This window comes from Pontibacter ummariensis (genome assembly GCF_900188175.1).
GTDB lineage: Bacteria > Bacteroidota > Bacteroidia > Cytophagales > Hymenobacteraceae > Pontibacter > Pontibacter ummariensis.
Genome location: NZ_FZOQ01000027.1, coordinates 24,395 through 45,864 on the forward strand (window position 1 = coordinate 24,395; position 21,470 = coordinate 45,864).

A 21,470-nucleotide genomic window follows, 5' to 3' on the forward strand; every position below is an offset into this window, starting at 1 on the left:
AGTCCCTTAAAGCCAAATCGCCCTGTGCAGTTCGTGCACAGGGCGATTTGGCTTTAAACGGGAAACAGGGTACTGTTAGCTGAACACATGATATGTGATAAAGGCCATCACGTAGGCCAGACTACTCATATACAACAGTTGCGCTAGTGGCCATGTCCAGCTGTTGGTCTCACGACGTACAATCGCCAACGTGCTGATACATTGCATGGCGAAGAGGTAAAACACCATGAGCGAGAAGCCCCGTGCCGGTGTAAAGAAAGGATCACCATTGGCGTCGGTCTCAGACAGCAACTTGTTTTTGATGGTGGATACGTTTTCTTCCTCTCCAATGCTATAAATGGTGGAGATGGTCCCGACAAATACCTCACGGGCAGCAAAAGAGGTCAGCAAGGCAATGCCTATCTTCCAGTCATACCCTAATGGTCTGATAACAGGCTCTATGGTGCGTCCAACGATTCCTGCGTAAGAGGACTCCAGCTGATAGGAAGCGATCTTGTTTTCTGTCTGCACCTCATTCAGGTTCTTTGCCTGTGCCTCAGCCAGCGCTAACTCTCTCGCCTCTTCAAAGTTATCACCGGGGCCATAAGATGCCAGCACCCATAAGATAATGGAGATAGCCACAATGATTTTACCTGCCTCGAACAGGAACGCCTTTACCTTCTCTACAATGGTAATGCCCACGTTCTTCCAGCGCGGCCATTTATAGACCGGGAACTCCATGATAAAGTAGCTTCGCTCACGGGCCTTCAAAACTGTTTTCAGAAGAAGTGCAGAGAAGATAGCCGCCAGGAAACCCATCAGGTACAAGGCCATCAAAACAATCCCCTGTAGGTTCAGAAAGCCAAAGTAATATTTTTCGGGCACCACCAGGGCAATTAGCACGGCATATACAGGAATCCTGGCCGAGCAACTCATGAGCGGTGTCACGAAGATGGTGATCATGCGGTCCTTCCAGTTCTCAATCGTCCTGGCCGACATGATGGCGGGCACTGCACAGGCAACACCGGATATCAAAGGCACGACACTTTTACCGTTCAGGCCAAACTTGCGCATGATCTTGTCCATCATAAAGGTCACGCGCGCCATATAGCCGGTCTCCTCCAGGATGGCAATGAACGCAAACAGGATAGCGATTTGAGGTACAAACACCAGTACGCCCCCTAAACCTGCAATTACCCCCTCGGTAAGCAGGTCAACCAACGGTCCATCAAAGTTATCCTGTATCAGCCCATTAAGTCCCGCAACCCCCTCGTCTATCAGATCCATAGGATAGCTGGCCCAGGCAAAGATAGCCTGGAAGATGAGGAACAGGATGGTAAAGAAAATCAGGTAACCAAAGATCTTGTGCGTCAGGATCTGGTCCAGGCGGTTGCTGAACTTCTCACTCTTGTTTACCCGCTCTACACGCACGACATCTAACAAAATATCGTTAATGCGGGCATAGCGTGCCACGGTTTCATTCGCCTGTTGGGTAACCGATCTGAACTCAGTGTCCTCCAACAGCTTATCCATCCAGGCCATGTCCTGTACCGAAAAGCCTTTTAGGTGTCTGTATTGGTGGGCATACTGCAGGGCAAGGTAATCACTGCTCAGTTGGAACCTGTCTTTTACCTGCTGCAGCATGGGCTTCAGGTCTGCCGGTATCTGGAAGAAAGGAGCCTTCGTAGCCTGCAGCTCCTGCATCATCACAATCTTCAGGGCTGCCACCCCCACCCCTTTGCGGGCATTCATCGGGATTACTGGCACACCCAGTTCTCGCTGCAGGGCCGGGACGTCTATTTTTACCCCTTCCTGCTCCGCCACGTCTACCATGTTCAGGGCAAGTACTACGGGCAGCTTCAGATCTGCCAGCTGTGTAAACAGCAGCAGGTTACGCTTTAGGTTAGAGGCATCGGCGGTAACAACAACAAGGTCTGGGAAAAGCGAGGAGTTTGGGTCGTATAGTAGGTCCGTGATAACCCGCTCATCCAACGACTTGGGATACAGGCTGTAGGTGCCGGGCAAATCAATGATTTGGGCTCTAAAACTAGAGGTAAGCTGGCTATAGCCCGTCTTTTTATCTACTGTAACCCCCGGGAAGTTACCAACCTTTTGGTTTAAGCCGGTTAACTGGTTAAAAAGAGATGTTTTACCTGAGTTTGGATTACCAATCAGGGCAATTTTAGCCACTGCTGGTGCTATTTGGGGCCTCTCGGCCTGTACTATTTCCGGCTGGGTTGTTACAGTCATGAATTTGGATTACTGCTTCAGCAAAATGGTTTCGGCTTCGTCTAACCGCAGGGAGAGGGTATAATCATTCACAATAATGGTAATCGGGTCGCCAAGAGGGGCACGGCTATTCAACTTTACCTCGGTGCCAGGGATACAGCCCATTTCCAGAAGCTTTAATCCCATTTCCGGATCCTGGAGGCAACAAATCACTCCACTTTCCCCTAGCTTTAAATCGCGCACGCTCTTTTGGCTTTTTTGCTCGCTTACCTTTTTTTGCACGTCTCTCCTGTTCTTATTTAGACTGTTTATAAACAACTGCAAGTTACGAGGTGTTGACCTCTAAAGCAAAAGATTTAGCGAAATGTGCTGCGCGCAGAGCAAAGGGAAGCAGCACTTACAAACCATTGATATATATAGATTTATCAATACATAAAGATGCTCACCTCCCTGCCCCCTGGAGCGTCTTTCTTTCATGAGCACTAGTTTGCCCACTCCCTGAAGCGTTTGCTTACTCTGAGAAGAACACGCGCTTTACGCGGGTACTCACATTCGTGAGGAGTTCGTAGGGAATCGTACCGATACGCTTGGCCAGTTCTACCAGGGTCAATTGCGGACCAAACACCACTGCCTCATCACCGGCTTTCACATCCACGCCTGTTACGTCTATCATGCACATGTCCATGCACACGTTCCCGATCAGCGGGCAACGCTGCCCCTTGATCAGTACTTGCCCAACCCCGTTGCTGAAGCGGCGGTCATAGCCGTCGGCATACCCCACAGCAATCGTGGCGATCGTCTTGTCCTCATCGGCGATGCCTTTACGGCTGTACCCCACTGTTTCACCTTGCCTGATGCGCTTCACCTGCGAAACCGTGGTCTTTAGCATACTGACGGGGCGCAGGGCCTCCTGCTCTGCCCCGGTCGCCTCCACACCATACAAGCCAATCCCCAGCCGCACCATATCCAATTGATGCTCGGGAAAGCGCACAATGCCGGCTGAATTTAAGATATGCTTGATAACAGCGTAACCCAAACGGCTTTCCACTTCTGCAGCCAGCGTTCTGAAGGTGGCTATCTGGTGCTGTGAAAAATCGTTGTGCAGGGCTTCATCCGCACCGGCTAAATGACTAAAAGCACTTGCCACCTGTACTTGTGGGGCTTGCTGCAGCAGGGCAAACAAGGCTTCGAAGTCCTCGTGTACAAACCCCAGGCGGTGCATGCCGGTGTCCAGCTTCAGGTGTATTTTATACTGCCCCTCTCCTGCCGTCGCGGCCACAAAGGCCTGCAGCTGCTCCAACGAGTAGATTTCCGGCTCCAGGCTGTACTGCTGTAGCTTTCCGAAGCTATCGGGCGAAGGATTCATCACCATGATTGGCACCGAAATCCCATGCTCCCGCAGCATCACTCCTTCATCAACATAGGCTACGGCCAGGTAATCTACCTGATGAAATTGTAGAAGATTAGCTACCTCAAAACTGCCACTGCCGTAAGCAAAAGCCTTTACCATCACCATCAGCTTGGTATCAGGCGCCAGCTTAGAGCGGTAGTAGTTGAGGTTATGTACCAGGGCATCCAGGTTTACTTCCAGTACAGTGCCGTGCACTTTCTGCTGAAAGGCCTGTACGATCTTCTCAAACCCAAAGACACGCGCCCCTTTTACCAGGATCACCTCGTTCCGGAAGTCCCCTGCGTTAAATTGTGTCAGAAAAGCGGCAGTGGTATCACAAAATGCGGCCGGGACCGCGAAAAGGCTGCTGTACTTGCTGATGGTTGGCCCAATAGCAATGAGCCGCTCCACACCCCGCGTCTGCAGTAGCCCTGCCACTTGCCTGTACAGTTGCTCCTCCGGTAAGCCCGACTCCAACAAGTCTGAGAGAATAACGGTACGGCGGCCGCGGCGCGGTTGGTTCATGAGCAGGTCCAGGGCAATGGCCAGACCGCCCAAGTCATTGTTGTAAGTATCGTCTATCAGGTAACAGCCGTTGATGGCCTCCTTCATCTCAAGGCGCATAGCCACAGGCTGCAGGCGGTCGAGACGGTCCTGGATCTCTGCCAGTGGTAAGCCTCTATAAAGCAGCAGCGCCAGGCAATGTAGGGCATTTTCCACAGAGGCCTCATCTGTAAAGGGGAGTGCCAGGCGCTGTTTCTCGCCTTTGTAGGTATAGACTACGATCGTTCTGTGCCCCGCTGTGGTAGTGGCCGTGATGCTTACATCCGCCTCTTTTTTCCTGGACCAGGTAAAAGCTTTTATCCCCTGCGCCTGCACAGCCTCATGTAGCGCATCATAGTCTGAGCAGTAGAACAGCTTTTCCACCCCTACAAACAGCTTCAGCTTCTCTTCCACCTTCTGCCGACGGGAGGAAAAGCCCTCATCGTGGGCAGTACCCACATTGGTGAAGATGCCTAAGGTGGGTTGGACAACAGAGTGAAGTTTCTCCATCTCGCCGGGCTGAGAAATACCGGCTTCAAACACTCCAAAGGTGTGATTCGCACTGATCTGCCACACACTCAGAGGCACTCCCAACTGGGAATTATAGCTACGGGGGCTCTTTACCACTAACTCCTCCGGGCTCAGCAGCTGTGCCAGCCATTCCTTCACAATGGTTTTGCCATTACTACCCGTAATTCCCACAACAGGGATAGAGAACTGCGCCCTATGCCAGGCGGCCAGTTTTTGCAGAGCCTCTAAGCTATCCGACACTTGCAGGATGGTAGCCTCCGGGTATTGCTGAACCAGAGCCTCCCGCTCCCCCTCTTCTACCACAAAGGTCTTTACCCCTTGCCTGTAGAGCTGTGCCAGGTACTTATGCCCGTTATTGTACTTACCCCTGATGGCAAAAAACACCGTGCCCCATGACTGCGAAAGCTTTCGGCTGTCTGTTAACAAGTGCAACACGGGCATGTTGTGCGCCTGCTGCAGTACCTGCCCGTGTACAATAGAAGCTAGTTCCTTAAAAGTGAGCATAGGGGTCATATAAATACGTGCTCCAAAGATAGCGCTTTGAGCAATGTGTTTAGAACTGAAACATATTAGCGCGGCCTTTGTCCGAGTGATTTTATTCTGCCCGCCAGCACCTTATCCCAGGCGACAATTCTGTACTTTTGCGCAATTTTACTTTTACCTGACAATGGAAACCACAAACACAAAGCCATATTATGCAGCAGGGCTGAGCGCCTTTGTTATCTGGGGCTTTATCCCCTTTCCGCTCAAGGCACTGGCGGCTTATCCCAGCGGGCAGATCCTGTACTTTCGGGTGATGTTCTCTGTTGCCCTGCTGTTACTAATCTCGTTCATCTTCCGCAGAAAGCAGGTACAGCAAACGCTGACGCAGCTAAAGAAATCCGAACCTGCCGAAAAACGCCTGTTCATCACCTATACGCTGCTGGGAGGAATGCTACTCACCGTTAACTGGCTCACGTTTATCTACGTGATCAACCACATCAATATTCAAACGGGCTCTTTCTCTTATCTGCTATGCCCTATCCTGACGGCGGTGCTGGGCTTTTTGTTACTGAAAGAAGAGCTCAGGGCAAACCAGTGGCTGGCAATCGTGCTAAGTGCCCTAAGCTGTGTGCTGGTTGGCTCCGGTGAGGTCACCAGCTTACTATTTAGCCTGCTGATTGCACTCAGCTACGCTTTTTACCTGATCACACAGCGCCTTCTCAAAGCATATGACAAGATTGTGCTGCTAACCCTGCAACTGCTCCTCTCTATTACCCTGATAGGCCCTTTTTATGCTTATTTTAAAGGTGACAGTACCGTGGCCCTGGGCACGCACTTCTTTTTAAGCATAACTTTGTTAAGCGCTGGTTTTACAGTGCTTCCCCTCTTCCTGAACCTGTTTGCCCTGAAGGAGCTAACCTCTGGCACAATTGGTATCCTGATGTACATCAACCCCATCCTCAACTTCGTGATGGCTTTCCTGTATTTTAACGAACAGACGACACCGACCAAAATGCTGGCCTACCTGCTCATTTTTATCTCGGTGATCATATACAACCTGAACCTGAAAGGGCGCAAGAAACGGGGTAATGGCATAGTGATTCCACCCGTAGGCACTACGGCTATTGTAAAGTAAAAAGAGCCTCCCTTAAACAAGGGAGGCTCTTTTTGTATGCTCTCGCAGTTTTATGTGCCATCAATGTCCCGGTTCGTAGGTGCTGAGATCTCTGGCCGCTGATTCGGGTTTTCTTCCAGCTGCTTTTGAATATCCAGCTGGTGCATTCGTCGTGCGGCCGTATCCACGTTGGAAGGTAAGTCCCCAAACTGGTCAGCCTGCTCGGCAGTCACGGCAGTATCCCCGATCGCAGCCGGACGCGGCTCCATCAGGTGTTCAGCATCTGTCTTGTCTACAATCGCTTCTGAGGTACTGGTATCATCAATCGGATCTGTCGCGGGCCTTTCGCCATTGCAACCAAACCCCAGGACAGCAGCAAACAGTACCGCTAGCCCTGTTTTGAATATATTCGTTATATTTTTCATGTCTGTTTTCATTTAATTCCTAGGCTATTTTAAACGTCTACAGTCCTAATAGGTTATTCAGAAGGAGCAGCTACTACCCTGACACTGAAGCAAAACAGTCTATCACTTACAAGAAAACAAACAGAAAGCAGTGCTATTTCCAGGTTCTACCGGGCTAACCTCTAAATTGTACTGGCTGGAGCACAGGCTGCATACCGTTTAACTCTCTGAAAAGAATTAGCGGTTTTTAGAAGCCTAGCCCAACTGTAAATCCTGTTCTTGCCTTATTGCCTTCCTGGAAAGAGGTAACAAAATCAACCCGGATCACTTTAAAGATGTGTTCTATCCCCAGGCCCAGCTCCAGGTAGTTCCGCGACTCCACCGTGTGCAGGTAATTCAGACTCACAACCTCCTGCCACTTTAAGCGCCTAAACAGGGGCACCTTGTTAAACAGGAAGCCATTGAAATGATGCTCGTAGTGCGCCTCCAGGTATCGGTTGTTGGTGCTGTAGCGGTAGTAATCCAGTAGCTGAAAGCCCTCATACACACCGGCAAACAACGTCCGGTTGCCATTAAAGTGCTTATAGTCCATCAGCCGCATGTTCTCCTTGCCCCACCATAAAGCACCCAGTACGCTATACTTGCTACGCCCCAGCAGCCCCATGCTTACCTCGTCGCCTATACTCAGCCCGGCTGTACTATACTGTACGTCTCCCCCTAAGGCCTTTACTCCCCCGCGGTAACTCAGCGTAAAAGTTGGGTATTTAGAGCCAAGGTTTATTTTATCATCCGGGCGGGTAATGTAACGTTGCCCCGGCTTAAAGCTAAGGGCTGCCGTTAAGGTCAGGGCCTCATGCTGAGCGAAAGCGGCATCTTTCAGTTCAGCATTGACTGGCACATTAGAGGTAAAGCGGCTTTCCTCATCCTCCCGATCACGGAAAGTAAAGAGGTTGGTATTGTCTAATGGCATACGGTGGGCATAATCCACGCCGGCATTCAACACCAGGTCATTCCAGGGCTCGCTCCGGTAACTAAGGCTTGCAAAGTCCCGCTGATACAGCTTCATGAAGTTGTACCCTCCCAACAAGGTATAAGCGGTATTCACAAAAGGAGAGATGGGATCCAGGTTGTTGATCTGGTAGACATAACGCCCGCCCTCTACCGAGATCCTGCTGTTCTTAAAAGGATCATAGCTATAACTTAGCTTTAGCTTCGCATTGAGCTTTTCGTTGGAAAAACCATACCGCACCGCTGGCTCGATGACATAATAGCGCCTGTCTTCGAACCGTTGGATGTAGTCCACCCGCACGTCGGCCACCACGCCCTCTACGGTATTAAACTGCAGAACACTGGGACCGCCTCGTAAATTCAGGATTGGATCGAAGTGGAAGAACCTTTTCTGATAAGTATTGGAGTAGGTGTAGCCCCCGAGCAAGAAATTACCGATAGAGGGTTTATTTCGCACCCGGTCCACCGAGTCCTGGTAAACCCGCGAGCTCTTGATTACCTCCAGGCTATCTTTCAGGTGATAATCTGCCACTTCCTCTTGTGTGAGGGGCACAGGCCTTACCGAGGCCCAGTAAGCCGAGTCGCGCGTGTTGGCCTCGGCATCCACCACCAGAATCTCCTTACTAAACAGTTTGTCGTCGTGAATAGGCTTTTCCTCTTCCGGTGCTATTTCCTCCGGCTCCACCAATTCCACTTTAGGCTTTCGGGAAGGCTTCGCTGCTACTGCCATAGCCTTCTCCCTCTCTTCCGGCTCCGGCTCTATTTCCACTAGTTTAGGAGGCCTGGCATAGGCGGGCTGCACTTTGTAGTTAGAGTACACCCCCATCGCATAGCCGCCTCCCTTAAAACCGAGCCCCTCGGCCTCGAAGCTAAACTTTTGTGACACGGGCAGCCATACGTGACCAGCCACCGGCTCATATACCTGTCGTACACGTATCCAATCCACAAACTCAATACCCGCACTTTTCGATAGCCGCAGGTCCGTGCTGTGAATACGCCAGGAATTATCCACAATGTAAATGTAGCCAGAGAACACAGGATCATTCTTCCGGCGGGGGATTACCTTGATCTTGTTGACCGTACGCCCGTTCTCCTCAAAAGCGCCCTGGTACTCAAAGCGGTAAAAGAAAAGGGCGTTGCCAGCCAGAGGGGACACAAAGCCCCGCTCACTCAGCCCCTCCACCTTCAGTAGGTTATCATAAAAGCTGATGTTCATTTCAGAGGCCTGGTTAAAGCTAAAGCCCTTTTTCTGGCCGCTTACCTTACTCGAAATAATGCGTTCGTTTATCTTGTTCGGTCGCTTAAAGTGCAGTTCCGATACCGACTCTGATAGGTACACGATGCCCGTATCCACGTCCACTACCCGTATACCTAGTACTTTTGGGGGTACTTTATCCAGGCGGTACACCCCTTTCATGTATACACGGGCACTCCAGGCCTTTGCTTCGTTTTGATGGTACTTGCGCAGCCGGATGGCATTCCGCATAATGGCATAAGCAGGGTCTTCATCGGCCGCACGCACGACTACCTCATTTAGCTTCAGTACCTCTGGCTGTAGCTGCACATCCAGTTCCTGTACTCCCTCCTCTACCGTAACCGTCTTTGTGCTGGCACGGTAACCCACATACTTAAACTCCAGGGTATAAGTGCCGGGGCTAAGCTGCAATTGGTAAAACCCCTCCTCATTAGAGGCTGTACCACTGGCAGTCTCCTTGATGTAAATGCTGGCAAAAGGCAAGCCCTTTCCGTTTTCATCCGTGATACGCCCACGCACGACACCTGCCACAGAAAGCAGAGGGAGGAGGAGCAACAAGGTGAGCAAGGAACAAAGACGCAGGTGAGAGCGTGTTCTTTGGCTAAAGAATATTGGTAACATACCAGACTAACGCATAAAGCAGCACAAAACGTTTAATGCTGAGGCATTTATACAAGATAGTAATTTTGCTATTACTTACCGGCTTTCTCAACAGGCACTGCGGCCCTGGCTGCGGCGGCCTTCTTCATCAGTCTGTTCTTATAGCGTACATTTAAAATTACTCCCACCAGCACCAAGGCCATTCCGGTATATGTCCAGATGTCGAATACCTCTCCAAACATGAAATACCCAAACAACAGGGCGTAGACAATACCAATGTACGTAAGGTTAGCCACCTTCGAAATCTCCTCTGCCTGGTACGACAGAGTCATGTAGTACTGCCCAAGCTGTGTGAGTATACCTACCAACAGCAGAATAGCCCAGTCCCACCCTTCCGGCTGCACCCAATGGAACAGGGAGTAAACTCCTACCACGGGCAGGGTAACAAGCGGAAAATAGAAGATAATAACCAAGGGGTGCTCTTTGGTGTTAAGCTTCCGGACAATGGTATAGGCCACGCCTGTAAAGACAGAACTCAGCACGCCTATCCACAGGTAAAAGGTATCGACGTTTGTCTCCACTCCCTCTATGACTAATATGCCGGCAAAAGACAGCAGAAAAAAGACCCATTGCCAGGGCTTGACCCGCTCTTTTACGACAAAGATTCCCAGGATCGTGGTAAAGATTGGAGACATATATTGCACCGTGGCTGCCGTAGCCAGCGGAATATTTTGCAGGGTATTGAAGAACAGGACAAGCGCCACGGCCCCAAAAGCCCCGCGCGCCAACAGCCACTTCCGGTTATTCCCCCACACGCTCACACTCGCTCTGCGCAGGAAAGCATAGCTCATGACCAGTGAAATTACAGAGCGAAACACGATTACCTCCGTAGCCGGAATGTGTGGCACCAACTTCACGCACACCTGCATCAACGAGAAGAAGAGCGTCGAGAGCAGCATGTACTTTACCCCTTTTGATAACATAAGCTCAAATTGTTTTCACTACAAAGGTCCGGCTTTATGCCGTAGGAAAGAAGTAATTTAGAGATTAGGTTGAAGCGGGGGGCGGGGAAGAGTTACTTCAGGCAAGGCTAGCGCAGAAAACCAGCGGCGAAAAAGCGTGTAAACAGGCCTTCTTTCCCTCTTTCCTTGCTTATTTTTATACCCTGTGCAAGGCAGAACTCACCACTGCTGCGTAGTGTCTACAGTAGAGAAACGAACAGTATATGTTGGAGCGACAGAAAAAACAGAAGTCTTATACCCCGAAGGAAGCTTTGATAAAAGCGGCTGCTTATTGTGCCTACCAGGACCGCACGCAGCAGGAGGTGCGCGATAAGCTGTACTCTTATGGCCTGGAGCCTGATGACGTGGAAGAGCTGATCGTGCGCCTGAGCCAGGAGAAGCTAATCGACGAAGAGCGCTATGCCCAGTCTTATGTACGGGGTAAGTATGGCCTGAAAAAGTGGGGCCGCCGCAAGATCATGCAGGGGCTTAAAAGCAAGGGCATCTCGGACTACTGCATCAAGCAAGGCATGAAGGAAATTGACCCGGAGGCCTATGAGCAAAACCTGCTACAGCTACTAGAGAAGAAAGATGCTTCCGAAAAGGAAAAAAATCCTTTCCTGCGCCGCCAAAAATTAAGCTACTACCTGATGAGCAAGGGCTATGAGAATGATCTCATTCAGGACGCTTTGAAGGGGCTGGAGTCATAACACAGACAAAAGACAGTTAGAGAATGGATGAAAGGCTCGCCATAAGTATAAAAAAGGAAGCTCTAAATGTCCATTCCTTTGTCTTTTATCTTCCTCCTTTGTCTAGCATTAACGCTTTGGCGGCAGTTCGGGGTTCTGGATTTTCCGCTGTGGTACCAGCACAACACGACGGCCAGTGATCTCCTCGAGCATAGGCTTAAGCACCTTCTCAGCGTTCACCTGCGTTTGGCGCAGAATACCAGAGTTCAGGGCAGCCTTCTTTACGTTTTGCTCAGCGTACTGAAAGCTTTCCTCCACTAGCTCCGCATCCTGAAAATAGGTGTTTTCCTTAGAGAACACTTTAGATTTGCTGTGATCTACTTTATAGTAGCATATCTCGGGCTCTGGCAAAGCTACCTGTACAACAGAGTCCCCCTGAATTTGAATATCGGAAGGGCTTACTTTCGAAAAATCCACACACCCTACTGCCTCTCCCGATACGATCAGAACAATTTTAGAATTTGGGATCCAGCGCGAAACGTTCTTCTCGTACTCCACTACGTCTTTAAAATTATACCGCACCAACTCCATCCGTCCCAAGTCCTCCACAGAGGTTAGAACCGTATTATAGTTCAGCACCACTTCCGGCACTTTCTCCTCCTCCGGCTTTTTAAACCAATCATCATATGTGCGCCAAAAGAAGATGCCTGCCGCCAGAATAATGATCCAGGGAACAAGCCTAAAAAAAAGTCGGAGTAGAGGCATTAGCTTAAAGGAGTATTGCTAGATATTAGAGTTTTCATACTTGTAGTATGCTACCTCAACAAGCATCGGGCTCAATAAGTTACAATACCCTGTACCCTTGCAATGAACTTTGTTCGTTTGGCAACGTGCCCTTACGCGTTCTGCTCCTGCAAAGGGGTACTGGGCTTTAAAAGAATAACAATAGTTATACCAGTTGTAAAGCCATTCTAGCAAAGGCAGTGCTAGGCCTTTTAAAGCTTTAAAATTTACCTGCTACACCTCCACGCCTAAGCGTTCTTTAAACCCAGCATTGCCCTGCAGGCCTCCTGTATGAACGGCGATGACGTTACTGTTAGGCGGGAAATAACCGCGCCTGATAAGATCGTAAAGGCCAAACAGCATTTTGCCTGTATAAACCGGTTCCAGTGGAATACCGTGCTGTTTCTGAAATTGCTGCATGAACTCCAACAGCTCGGGCTTTACCTTTGCGTAGCCCCCAAAATGATAGTCTGTAATGAGCTGCCAATTGTTGTACTGTTTGCCATTATAGGAGATTATGAGCTGTGCTGTTTCCTCTTGCAAAAACGCACCTCCTTTTAGTGCCGGGAAGCCGAGCACCTGCTTTTCCCCATCCAGACCCGCTACAATACCCGCCAGTGTCCCGCCTGTCCCGGAAGCGCAACAGATGTAGTCGTAGTCAACTGCAACGTCTGTGACGATTTCTGTACAGCCTTTTACTGCCAAACTGTTTGTGCCGCCCTCGGGTAGCATATAAGGCTCTCCAAACTGTGCTGACAGCCTCTTTGAAAACGCCGGATCCTGCTTGTGCCTGTACTGCTCCCGGTTCAGGTAGCGTAACTCCATGCCACAGGAAGTTGCAAAGTGAAGGGTAGGGTTAAGGGGTAAATGCTCCTCTCCCCTGATCAGGCCAACTGTTTTAAACCCGAACTCTTTTCCCGCGGCAGCCGTGGCCGCGATATGATTGGAATAGGCACCCCCAAAAGTTAGCAGGGTATCTTTCTGAAGGTGCTTTGCTTCCTGTAGGTTATACTTCAGCTTACGCCACTTATTGCCTGAAATGTGCGGGTGCAGCAGGTCCTCCCGCTTTATCCATAGCGTTACACTATGCTCCTGCAGCAGCGTGTCCTGTATCCTTTGTAAGGGAGCTTCCATAGTATGTTAAAAAGAAGCCCCAGCTTTTGCTGAGGCTTCTTTTTGCTTTATTGAATGATGAGCTGTTAGCTTTTGCTTTATACCTGTTTCACGATTGGTTCTTCTTCGCTTGGCTTTTTCCTGACCCCGTAAGCAATGGCCCCCACCACAACTACTAAAAGCAGGATAGAGGATATGAGGGAGACAGTATTACCGATCGTATATGCCTTTGGAGCAAACCGGAATTCGATGGTATGCTCCCCCGCCGGCACCTGCATCGCCCGTAGGATATAATTGGCCCTGATGTGATCCACCGGCTCTCCGTCCAGGTAAGCCTGCCAGCCAGCGGCGTAATACACTTCAGAGAAAACCACCAAACCCTCTTCTGCTGCCTCGTAGGTATACTTCAGGTAATTCGGCTCATACTCCACCAGTTCAATCATATTGGTGCTGTCTACAGCAAACTCCCGCTGCTCAATTGGAAACTTTGTTACGTCTACCACAGCTGTGCTGCCTGCATCAAACATGGTCAGGGCATCCAGCTCCTCATCCGGCGACTGTACTGCCTGTACTTCTTCCACGAACCAGGCATTGCCCAGTGCCCCCGGTACCCGTTGCACTGGCTGTTGCTGATCGCCAGTGATAGCATAACGCGTGTTGAGCATGCGCAGCACCTCCAGGTTGTTCTGCGAGAGATGGCGGTCTATTACGTCCTGGTAACGGCGCAGCTTGGCTCCATGATACCCGCCAACCGACTTATGGAAGTAGGAAGTACGGGCATCGTTAAACGGGTTCGGCAGGTAAATTACCCGGTAGCTCAGGTCTTTATCCTGTAAGATCAGTTGGTCCACCTGGGTTGGCTGGAAGAAGTTCGCTACTACCTCCGGTTTAAAGTCGGCATCTTTCAGGTAGCGCTTGTCTACGGCCCAAAGGTCTACCAGTATCAGCACACCCATACCGGCTATGGCTATGTTGGCAGACACTTTTTGCTTTAAGTACAGGTACAGTAAGCCGGCAGCCAGCACAATAAAGACGAGCGAACGAAAAGCGTCGGAGCGAAGCATGCTCTCCCGGTCAGCACGAATGGCATCAATCGGGAACTGCGCCTGTATCAGTTGCTGGTCGGTTAAAGAGGTATAACTAAACGTGCCGGCAAACAACCAGGCCAGCAAACAAATGCCTCCTGTAATACCTGCGGATATCAGGAGTTTCTTGTCCAGTTCCTTGATCTGCTCTTTTTCGCGCAATAGCTTCCAGAGCGCCAGGATGGCTAGGAAAGGCATGGTAATCTGTGCGATCACCAGCGCCGAGGAGACTGCCCGGAACTTGTTATAGAGCGGAAAGTAATCGAACATGAAGTAGTTAAACGCCTCAAAATTCTTACCCCAAGCCAGCACGATAGACAGAACGGTACCGGCTACCAGCCAGCTCGTCCAGCGGCGGTCTACGATGAACATGCCCAGTACAAACAGGAAAACTACGATGGCGCCGACGTACACAGGGCCACTCGTCATCGGCTGCGGCCCCCAATACAGGGGTAGACCCTGCTCTACGATCTGTTCGGCTTGCACAGGAGGAACGCCCATGCGCGTAAAGGCCTGGTAGGTTTCTGAGTCCGTCTCCAGAGAGGCACTGCTGCTTCCCCCGTAAAAGTCCGGGATCAGCAAAGTGATCGTTTCGCCGATGCCATAACTCCAGTTAAAAGCGTACTCTCTGTCCAGGCCAGTATCAGGGCTTTCGTCTTCCTGCGTTAGTTCAGACTTCCCCCGGATGCTGTACTCACTGTACTCTGCCGTGGTGTACAACCTCCCGAAGTTCACGCCCACTGCCAGCACGGCTGCCACTAACAGCACTAACCCACGCTTCAGCAGTGCTGCAAAAGTGCCATGCTTTACGGCGTAGATGATTTCCACAATGCCAAACACGATCACCAACAGCAGCAAGTAATAGGTCATCTGCAGGTGATTGAAGTGCAGGTTCATTGTTAAGCCCAAGGCAAACAATGCCGCTCCTATCCACAGGTTCTTGCGCAGGGCATAAATAAGGCCTGCGAGCACCATCGGTATGTAAGCGATGGTAAGCGACTTGGTGTTGTGGCCTGCCTCCAGGATAATGATGTTGTAAGAGGTAAAGGAGAAGGCGATGGCCCCAGCAATGGCCAGCCAGGAGCTCATGCCCATGGCAACAAACAGAATGTAAGCGCACAGCAGCGTAACAAAGATATTACTTGCTAAGGATGGCAGACTGAAAGTGAGGACTGTATGAATAACACCTGACCAATCACCAGGGAAACGGGTGTTGATGAGGTAAGAAGGCATCCCGCCGAACATAGAATTTGTCCAGAGCGCCTCTTCTCCGGTAGCCGCACGGTAATCCTGTATTTCTTTAGCCATGCCCCTAAATTGCAGAAGGTCATGTTGGGCAGGGGCTTTTCCTTCGAATATAACCGGCGAGAAATACACTGCTACTAAAAGCAGGAAAACCAGAACAGCGATGATATGCGGCAGCACATCACGCTTAAAACTAAAGGGTGTTGTCATATCTTTCAGTACCTCGGAACATAAGGTTGAAAGTTAGGAGTTTTATTTTACTTCTTCATAATCGACGTACTCGCCGCCATTGAATTCCTTCCGGTCTGGCTGCTCTGGGATATAGTCGATCTTCACGTTGCCTCTTGTTTTGCCATTGCTCTGGCTTCCGCTATTGTTATAGGGGTTCTGAGGCTGGCGCCGCTGCTGGTGCATGTTTGAGTAAAAGAAGGTACCGTTGCGCAGGCTCTTTTTCACAAAAAGGCCTAACAGCCACCTGAACAGCACCGGGGCTACCATGCGGATGAAGAAAATTATAAGTAAAGTGGTGAATATGAACTTGATCATGATGCTGCTTTCTTTCTTAAGATACTATGATACTGCAAGAACAGTACCTGTATTCCTATACAACTCCTTTGCCAAAGTTTTGTTGTAGGCCCTTTTAACCAGGCTCTTGCAAAGATAAGAAGTATAGTGCGGAAATGCAGGCCGGAACCGCTAGTTCCGGCAAAGCTACCCGATCACACCTTCACGCCTGCTGAAGTACAGCTTGTCTACCTCCCCTTTCCAAACCTTGCCTCCAGGCCAATAGAAGGGATAAAGGTTAAACCAGAGAAGCTATAAGAGGCGTTGTTCAGGAGTTTATAGTCACCGTAATTCTGGTAGTAAACCGTAAGGGCAGGCACCACATAGAGGAACTTAAAGCCAACACGGGCATTGGCAAATACCCCGTATGAAGAAAAGCCGTTCTCCTCCATCAGGGGATTCACTTCCTCTACTTCTCCTCCATAGCGCTCAAAGAGCTTTCCGGGTTCAAAGCCGTACTCAATGGAGGTACGGTTGTAAACGGCACCGAAGGAAACGCTGCCCGCTTGCTCCTCCACTCCAAATGACTTCGTGAAGATAAGCGGCACCGTATAGTCCCGGCGCTTTGCCGTGAACTGCAGCAAGGGCTGCAACTTATCCAGGAACAGGTTGTCGATCCACTCTGAGCTCTGACCGGCATACTGCAGGCCCACGCTTCCGTACCAGTCCCCTTCACCGGGGTTCTCCGGTGTGCCGGTAGGCCCCAAGAACTGGTACTGGGCATCAAAAACGTGCACGCCAGAGGCATACTTATAGCCCACATCCACCCGCCTTGCCACTCCATAGCGAATGTAGAAATCGAAAGTAGGCCCTACCGGGTCCAGGGCATAGGCTAGCAGGCCTTTGGTGGCGGCCTCTACTTCATCATCATAATAAACGGAGTCTCTCTTGGCGATGGCGTCTACGGCGGATTTGGCAATATCGTCTAACTGGCCGATTGGCTCTGTGGCAATGTTGCCCCCAAAGTTAACCCCAGCCTTAAACCTACCCGGTGCCGTTACTTTTCCCGAGTTTATGACCGCTCTGGGAGCCGTACAACCCACGACGGACACAAATAGTACCAATAACCAAACTCTAGACGTTAAAACAACAGAAAGACGCATAGCCTGACTTTAAGAATCATTTACAAAACTTTAAAAAGAAGGTCCGGGAAAAGAAGCTCTTGAACTCCTTCCGAACCATTTACTTTTCGGCGTAAAACTACAGAAATAAGGCTCTCTCTTACAAAACCCTCACTAAATTCTTCGCTCGCCTGCAACTAAGAGTAAACGAACCGAAGCGAAAGCAATTGCATCAACGCCTATAAAACAAAAAGCCCCTCCGAGGCTGGAGGGGCTTTAGAAATTTACTTGCTCAGGTACAGGTTCCTTTCCGAATATACCTGCGTGAAGTAGTCATCCTGCAGGTCGTCAATAAAGTAGATCGCCTCTCCTGTTGACTTCATCTCAGGGCCGAGCTCTTTGTTCACTTCCGGGAACTTGTTATAAGAGAACACCGGCACCTTGATGGCGTACCCTTGCTTATGCGGGTTAAAGGTAAAGTCCTTCACCTTCTTCTTACCCAGCATAATTTTAGTAGCATAGTTGATGTACGGCTCACGGTATGCCTTTGCTATGAACGGGAAGGTACGAGAGGCACGTGGGTTGGCCTCGATTACGTACACCACCTCATTTTTAATAGCGAACTGAATGTTGATCACACCTACCGTTTCCAGCGCCACAGCGATACGCTTGGTATAGTCCTCGATTTGGTTCAATACGTTCTCGCTCAGGTCAAATGGTGGCAGCACGGCATAAGAGTCTCCGGAGTGGATACCGGCTGGCTCAATATGCTCCATGATACCGCAGATATGCACATCTTCGCCATCACTAATCGCATCGGCCTCCGCCTCTATGGCATTGTCCAGGAAGTGGTCTAGCAGCACCTTGTTGCCTGGGTGGTCTTTCAGCAGGTCAATCACGTGGGCCTCCAGCTCCTTCTCGTTGATCACGATCTTCATGTTCTGGCCTCCCAATACGTAGCTCGGACGCACCAACAGTGGGAACTTCAGCTCCTTGCTCAGCGCCAGGGCCTCTTCCGCCGTCTCGATTACCGCGAAGGGAGGGTACGGAATATCCAGGTCGCGCAGCAAGGAAGAGAAAGAACCACGATCCTCTGCCAAGTCAAGCGCCTTGTAGCTGGTGCCCAGCACCTTAATGCCGTAACGGTCCAGCTTTTCCGCCAGCTTCAGTGCCGTCTGGCCACCCAGCTGCACGATTACGCCCTCTGGCTTCTCGTGCAGGATGATCTCGTAGATATGCTCCCAGAACACCGGCTCAAAATACAGCTTATCAGAGATATCGAAGTCTGTAGAAACCGTCTCCGGGTTACAGTTGATCATGATGGTTTCGTAACCGCTCTCTTTCGCCGCCAGCACACCGTGCACACAGCTGTAATCGAACTCAATACCCTGCCCGATGCGGTTTGGACCAGAGCCCAGCACTACGACCTTTTTCTTGTCGGTTACGATGCTTTCGTTCTCACCATCAAAGGTACTGTAGTAGTAAGGGGTGTTGGCCTCGAACTCCGCAGCGCAGGTATCCACCATTTTGTACACCCGCTTAATGCCCAGTTCCTGGCGCACGTTAAATACTTCACTTTCCTTGCAGCGTAACAGGTGCGCTATCTGACGGTCGGCGTAGCCTTTCACCTTCGCCTCACGCAGTAACTCTGTAGGGATGGTAGCCAGGGAATACTTTTCTATCTCCTTCTCCATCGCGTCCAGCTCCTCGATCTGTGCCAGGAACCAAGGGTCTATCTTCGTAAGATTTTGAATCGTGCTGGTCGGGATACCGATGCGCATGGCATCCTTAATGCTGAACAGGCGGTTCCAGCTTGGGTTTTGCAGGCTGTCAATCAACTTGTTATAGTCGGTGATCTCTTTACCATCGGCCCCTATACCATTTCGCTTGATCTCCAGGCTCTGGCAAGCCTTCTGCAGCGCTTCTTGGAACGTGCGGCCAATACCCATTACCTCACCTACAGATTTCATCTGCAAGCCCAGTTTGCGATTTGCGCCCGGGAACTTATCAAAGTTCCAGCGAGGGATCTTCACAATTACATAGTCCAGCGCCGGCTCAAAGTAAGCTGATGTTGTTTTCGTGATCGCGTTTTTCAACTCATCCAGGTTATAGCCAATGGCCAGCTTAGCCGCCACTTTGGCAATAGGATAACCTGTGGCTTTAGAGGCCAGGGCAGAGGAACGGGAAACACGCGGGTTAATCTCGATGGCAATGATGGTATCATCTTCGGGGTTCACAGAGAACTGCACATTACAGCCGCCGGCAAACTGACCAATCCCGTTCATCATTTTGATTGCCAGGTCACGCATCTTCTGGTACACAGTGTCCGGCAGTGTCATGGCTGGTGCCACCGTAATTGAGTCACCAGTGTGGACCCCCATTGGGTCAAAGTTCTCAATAGAGCAGATGATGATCACGTTGCCGATATTATCGCGCAGCAACTCCAGCTCATACTCTTTCCAACCCAGAATGCTTTGTTCAATCAGTACTTCGTGCGTAGGTGAGGCGTGCAGGCCGCGGGTAAGGGCGGCATCAAACTCCTCCGGGGTGTTCACAAAGCCACCACCGTACCCTCCTAGCGTAAACGAAGGCCGGATCACAAGCGGGAAGCCGATCTCCTGTGCGATCTCCTTGCCCTCCAGAAAGGAAGTAGCCGTTTCGCCCTTACACACGTTCACCCCTAGCTCCAGCATCTTCAGGCGGAACTCCTCACGGTCCTCCGTCGTTTCAATCGCCTTAATGTCAACCCCTATAATATTAACGCCATACTTCTTCCAAATACCTGCTTTCTCACAGTCAATGGCTAAGTTAAGGGCTGTCTGTCCACCCATTGTAGGCAGCACCGCATCAATCTTGTGCTTCTCCAGAATCTCAATGATGTACTTCTTCTCCAGCGGCCTCAGGTACACGTTGTCCGCCGTAACGGGGTCCGTCATAATGGTGGCTGGGTTAGAGTTAATCAGCGTAACTTCAATTCCCTCTTCGCGGAGAGAGCGGGCGGCTTGGGAGCCGGAATAATCAAATTCACAGGCCTGGCCGATAATAATAGGACCTGAGCCAATGATGAGAACAGATTTAATGCTGGTGTCTTTAGGCATGGTTAGGTATGTATAAATTGCCCAAAGTTAGCCCAAAATGTTTGGGGGTACAAGGAAAAAGCGCCCTGCCCTCCTCTTTTTTTCGGTCGGCAAACCTTAAAAGACAGAGCATTACAGCAATGCAGCCTAAAAACAGGCTAAAACAAGGCTTTGCAACATAAGATAAACGCATTGGTTTAATTGGACTTTTACTTCTTTCCGCACCCTGTCCGGAAAACAATCCCAGGCCTTTGCGTAAACGGAAAGGTAACAAGACGACAGAAAGATGAAGACAGCAAAGGGCACTCCCTCTAACAAGAGCGCAGAAACAGAACGTAAGACAGACAGGCAGCCAGAGCCATTGGAAGGGAAGCTAAAAAAAGAAAAAGACATACTGGAGTGTGGCTATGAGGGAAAAGAAGCAGGAGGGAACGCCGCAGCCAAGACGGAAGAACAAACCCGCAAATTAGACGGGAGCAACGCGAACTCACTCAGAACAAAATAGCCTCTTTTTATTCAGGGCCGCACTGCTTAAACGAGCCGGTGGGGTGGCTCTCTGCCTTTTCCCTCTCTCATAAAACGTGTACAGGAGTAGTGCCGCTAACCTGTACTAGGCAGTACCTCTGCCAATACTTAAGGCAAACTTTCGTACCCATAACCGAACCCCTCCCCAGCCAGGGCAGCTGTAGGAACGCCACAGCCTATCTAATAAAGCAGCTAAAATATTGAGGGAAACGCTTTGATGGTCAATTCCAAATAAATATATTTAAATAAAAAAGGGCGCTAACATGGTCTGCTTCCACTCAGAATACTTACACACAGAGCTGTACGAAGAGCAAGGCGTACTGGTAAGCCAGTGGTACGGGAAATGTACCAGCCAGCAGTACCGCGATGCCCATGCTCGCTTTGCTTACATCGTAAAGCAGAAGAACATACAGTTCGCCATTTCAGACAGACGCTTATTGCCTCCCATATCGCAGGAAGACATTGATTGGACAGTAAATGTGTTCGCAAAGCAGTTCTGCCAGCTCCCCCTCAAGCGCTTTGCTTATATCAACTGCTTCAACGAAGCAGCAGGCGCTCAGTTACAAACCTTTCTGAGCAACCCTTTTTGTAAAATCCCTTTCGAAGTAAAGGTATTCGAAGACCTAACCTCCGCCTACGATTGGCTTGTATCAGTGAAAGCCTGAGTACCAGGCGCGGAAGCCCCTTGTGTCCCTTATTGTTAACCTCCCTGTTTACTCTAATTTCGATAGTACAAGTCCTCTCGCTGCTACTTACAGCACACCACGTGAAGCGTGTCCTAATTGCTTATA

The 21,470-nt window shown here is 50.2% G+C and carries 16 protein-coding genes; 4 read left to right on the top strand and 12 right to left on the bottom strand.

Annotated features, from left to right (window positions below; all coding sequences use genetic code 11):
- Window positions 1-75: 75 nt before the first annotated feature.
- The 3 genes from feoB to CHB92_RS21230 form a co-directional block, all read right to left on the bottom strand.
- Window positions 76-2,229 carry a ferrous iron transport protein B gene (feoB, locus tag CHB92_RS21220; protein ID WP_089321252.1) on the bottom strand — a complete coding sequence of 718 codons (2,154 nt, stop codon included), beginning with the start codon at window positions 2,227-2,229 and terminating at the stop codon, window positions 76-78.
- Window positions 2,230-2,238: 9 nt separating this feature from the next.
- A complete protein-coding gene (locus tag CHB92_RS21225; RefSeq protein ID WP_245842778.1) occupies window positions 2,239-2,451 on the bottom strand; it encodes a FeoA family protein in 213 nt (70 codons plus the stop codon).
- A gap of 268 nt (window positions 2,452-2,719) precedes the next feature.
- A complete protein-coding gene (locus tag CHB92_RS21230) occupies window positions 2,720-5,176 on the bottom strand; it encodes a bifunctional UDP-N-acetylmuramoyl-tripeptide:D-alanyl-D-alanine ligase/alanine racemase (RefSeq protein WP_089321253.1) in 2,457 nt (818 codons plus the stop codon).
- Between the two features lie 163 nt (window positions 5,177-5,339).
- Here CHB92_RS21230 and CHB92_RS21235 point away from each other — a divergent pair, with 163 nt between their 5' ends.
- Entirely contained in the window at window positions 5,340-6,290 is a 951-nt protein-coding gene (locus CHB92_RS21235) for an EamA family transporter (RefSeq protein ID WP_089321254.1), read from the top strand.
- A gap of 50 nt (window positions 6,291-6,340) precedes the next feature.
- Here CHB92_RS21235 and CHB92_RS21240 read toward each other — a convergent pair whose 3' ends face one another.
- The 3 genes from CHB92_RS21240 to CHB92_RS21250 all read right to left on the bottom strand — a co-directional run bounded on the left by CHB92_RS21240 (window position 6,341) and on the right by CHB92_RS21250 (window position 10,519).
- Window positions 6,341-6,694 carry a hypothetical protein gene (locus CHB92_RS21240; protein WP_089321295.1) on the bottom strand — a complete coding sequence of 118 codons (354 nt, stop codon included), beginning with the start codon at window positions 6,692-6,694 and terminating at the stop codon, window positions 6,341-6,343.
- Window positions 6,695-6,920: 226 nt separating this feature from the next.
- Window positions 6,921-9,491 carry a DUF5686 and carboxypeptidase regulatory-like domain-containing protein gene (locus tag CHB92_RS21245; RefSeq protein WP_245842780.1) on the bottom strand — a complete coding sequence of 857 codons (2,571 nt, stop codon included), beginning with the start codon at window positions 9,489-9,491 and terminating at the stop codon, window positions 6,921-6,923.
- 137 nt (window positions 9,492-9,628) lie between these two features.
- Window positions 9,629-10,519, bottom strand: coding sequence for a DMT family transporter (locus tag CHB92_RS21250; protein WP_245842782.1), 891 nt, complete (start codon window positions 10,517-10,519; stop codon window positions 9,629-9,631).
- 245 nt (window positions 10,520-10,764) lie between these two features.
- On the opposite strand from CHB92_RS21250, the gene CHB92_RS21255 reads away from it, so the two are divergent.
- Window positions 10,765-11,247: a regulatory protein RecX gene (locus CHB92_RS21255; protein WP_089321297.1), complete on the top strand. Its 483-nt coding sequence runs from the start codon at window positions 10,765-10,767 to the stop codon at window positions 11,245-11,247.
- 108 nt (window positions 11,248-11,355) lie between these two features.
- Here the strand turns inward: CHB92_RS21255 and CHB92_RS21260 are convergent, their stop codons facing one another.
- From CHB92_RS21260 to carB, 6 genes are all read right to left on the bottom strand, one after another.
- Window positions 11,356-11,991 (bottom strand): DUF4230 domain-containing protein, encoded by a 636-nt coding sequence (locus CHB92_RS21260; RefSeq protein WP_089321256.1) that lies wholly within the window; start codon window positions 11,989-11,991, stop codon window positions 11,356-11,358.
- Window positions 11,992-12,243: 252 nt separating this feature from the next.
- Window positions 12,244-13,143 (bottom strand): 1-aminocyclopropane-1-carboxylate deaminase/D-cysteine desulfhydrase, encoded by a 900-nt coding sequence (locus CHB92_RS21265; RefSeq protein WP_089321257.1) that lies wholly within the window; start codon window positions 13,141-13,143, stop codon window positions 12,244-12,246.
- A 77-nt stretch (window positions 13,144-13,220) separates the two neighbouring features.
- Complete coding sequence (locus CHB92_RS21270; RefSeq protein WP_089321258.1) at window positions 13,221-15,662, bottom strand: YfhO family protein; 2,442 nt, start codon at window positions 15,660-15,662, stop codon at window positions 13,221-13,223.
- A gap of 42 nt (window positions 15,663-15,704) precedes the next feature.
- Complete coding sequence (locus CHB92_RS21275) at window positions 15,705-15,998, bottom strand: DUF4834 family protein (RefSeq protein WP_089321259.1); 294 nt, start codon at window positions 15,996-15,998, stop codon at window positions 15,705-15,707.
- A gap of 206 nt (window positions 15,999-16,204) precedes the next feature.
- Window positions 16,205-17,080, bottom strand: a complete 876-nt coding sequence (locus tag CHB92_RS21280; RefSeq protein WP_089321260.1) for a hypothetical protein — start codon at window positions 17,078-17,080, stop codon at window positions 16,205-16,207.
- 281 nt (window positions 17,081-17,361) lie between these two features.
- Entirely contained in the window at window positions 17,362-20,175 is a 2,814-nt protein-coding gene (gene carB / locus CHB92_RS21285) for a carbamoyl-phosphate synthase large subunit (RefSeq protein WP_089321261.1), read from the bottom strand.
- A gap of 265 nt (window positions 20,176-20,440) precedes the next feature.
- Between carB and CHB92_RS21290 the strand changes: the two genes are divergently transcribed.
- Together CHB92_RS21290 and CHB92_RS21295 are read left to right on the top strand one after the other, a co-directional pair.
- Window positions 20,441-20,659: a hypothetical protein gene (locus tag CHB92_RS21290; RefSeq protein WP_089321262.1), complete on the top strand. Its 219-nt coding sequence runs from the start codon at window positions 20,441-20,443 to the stop codon at window positions 20,657-20,659.
- Window positions 20,660-20,942: 283 nt separating this feature from the next.
- Entirely contained in the window at window positions 20,943-21,344 is a 402-nt protein-coding gene (locus CHB92_RS21295) for a hypothetical protein (protein ID WP_089321263.1), read from the top strand.
- Window positions 21,345-21,470 lie beyond the last annotated feature (126 nt).

What these genes read in the sequence shown, in the direction of transcription:
- CHB92_RS21290 (WP_089321262.1), top strand. Translation starts at nt 20,441, where the DNA reads ATGAAGACAGCAAAGGGCACTCCCTCTAACAAGAGCGCAGAAACAGAA.
- CHB92_RS21235 (WP_089321254.1), top strand. Translation starts at nt 5,340, where the DNA reads ATGGAAACCACAAACACAAAGCCATATTATGCAGCAGGGCTGAGCGCC.
- CHB92_RS21230 (WP_089321253.1), bottom strand. Translation starts at nt 5,176, where the DNA reads ATGCTCACTTTTAAGGAACTAGCTTCTATTGTACACGGGCAGGTACTG.
- CHB92_RS21260 (WP_089321256.1), bottom strand. Translation starts at nt 11,991, where the DNA reads ATGCCTCTACTCCGACTTTTTTTTAGGCTTGTTCCCTGGATCATTATT.
- CHB92_RS21270 (WP_089321258.1), bottom strand. Translation starts at nt 15,662, where the DNA reads ATGACAACACCCTTTAGTTTTAAGCGTGATGTGCTGCCGCATATCATC.
- CHB92_RS21240 (WP_089321295.1), bottom strand. Translation starts at nt 6,694, where the DNA reads ATGAAAAATATAACGAATATATTCAAAACAGGGCTAGCGGTACTGTTT.
- CHB92_RS21250 (WP_245842782.1), bottom strand. Translation starts at nt 10,519, where the DNA reads ATGTTATCAAAAGGGGTAAAGTACATGCTGCTCTCGACGCTCTTCTTC.
- carB (WP_089321261.1), bottom strand. Translation starts at nt 20,175, where the DNA reads ATGCCTAAAGACACCAGCATTAAATCTGTTCTCATCATTGGCTCAGGT.
- CHB92_RS21275 (WP_089321259.1), bottom strand. Translation starts at nt 15,998, where the DNA reads ATGATCAAGTTCATATTCACCACTTTACTTATAATTTTCTTCATCCGC.
- CHB92_RS21265 (WP_089321257.1), bottom strand. Translation starts at nt 13,143, where the DNA reads ATGGAAGCTCCCTTACAAAGGATACAGGACACGCTGCTGCAGGAGCAT.
- CHB92_RS21295 (WP_089321263.1), top strand. Translation starts at nt 20,943, where the DNA reads ATGGTCTGCTTCCACTCAGAATACTTACACACAGAGCTGTACGAAGAG.
- feoB (WP_089321252.1), bottom strand. Translation starts at nt 2,229, where the DNA reads ATGACTGTAACAACCCAGCCGGAAATAGTACAGGCCGAGAGGCCCCAA.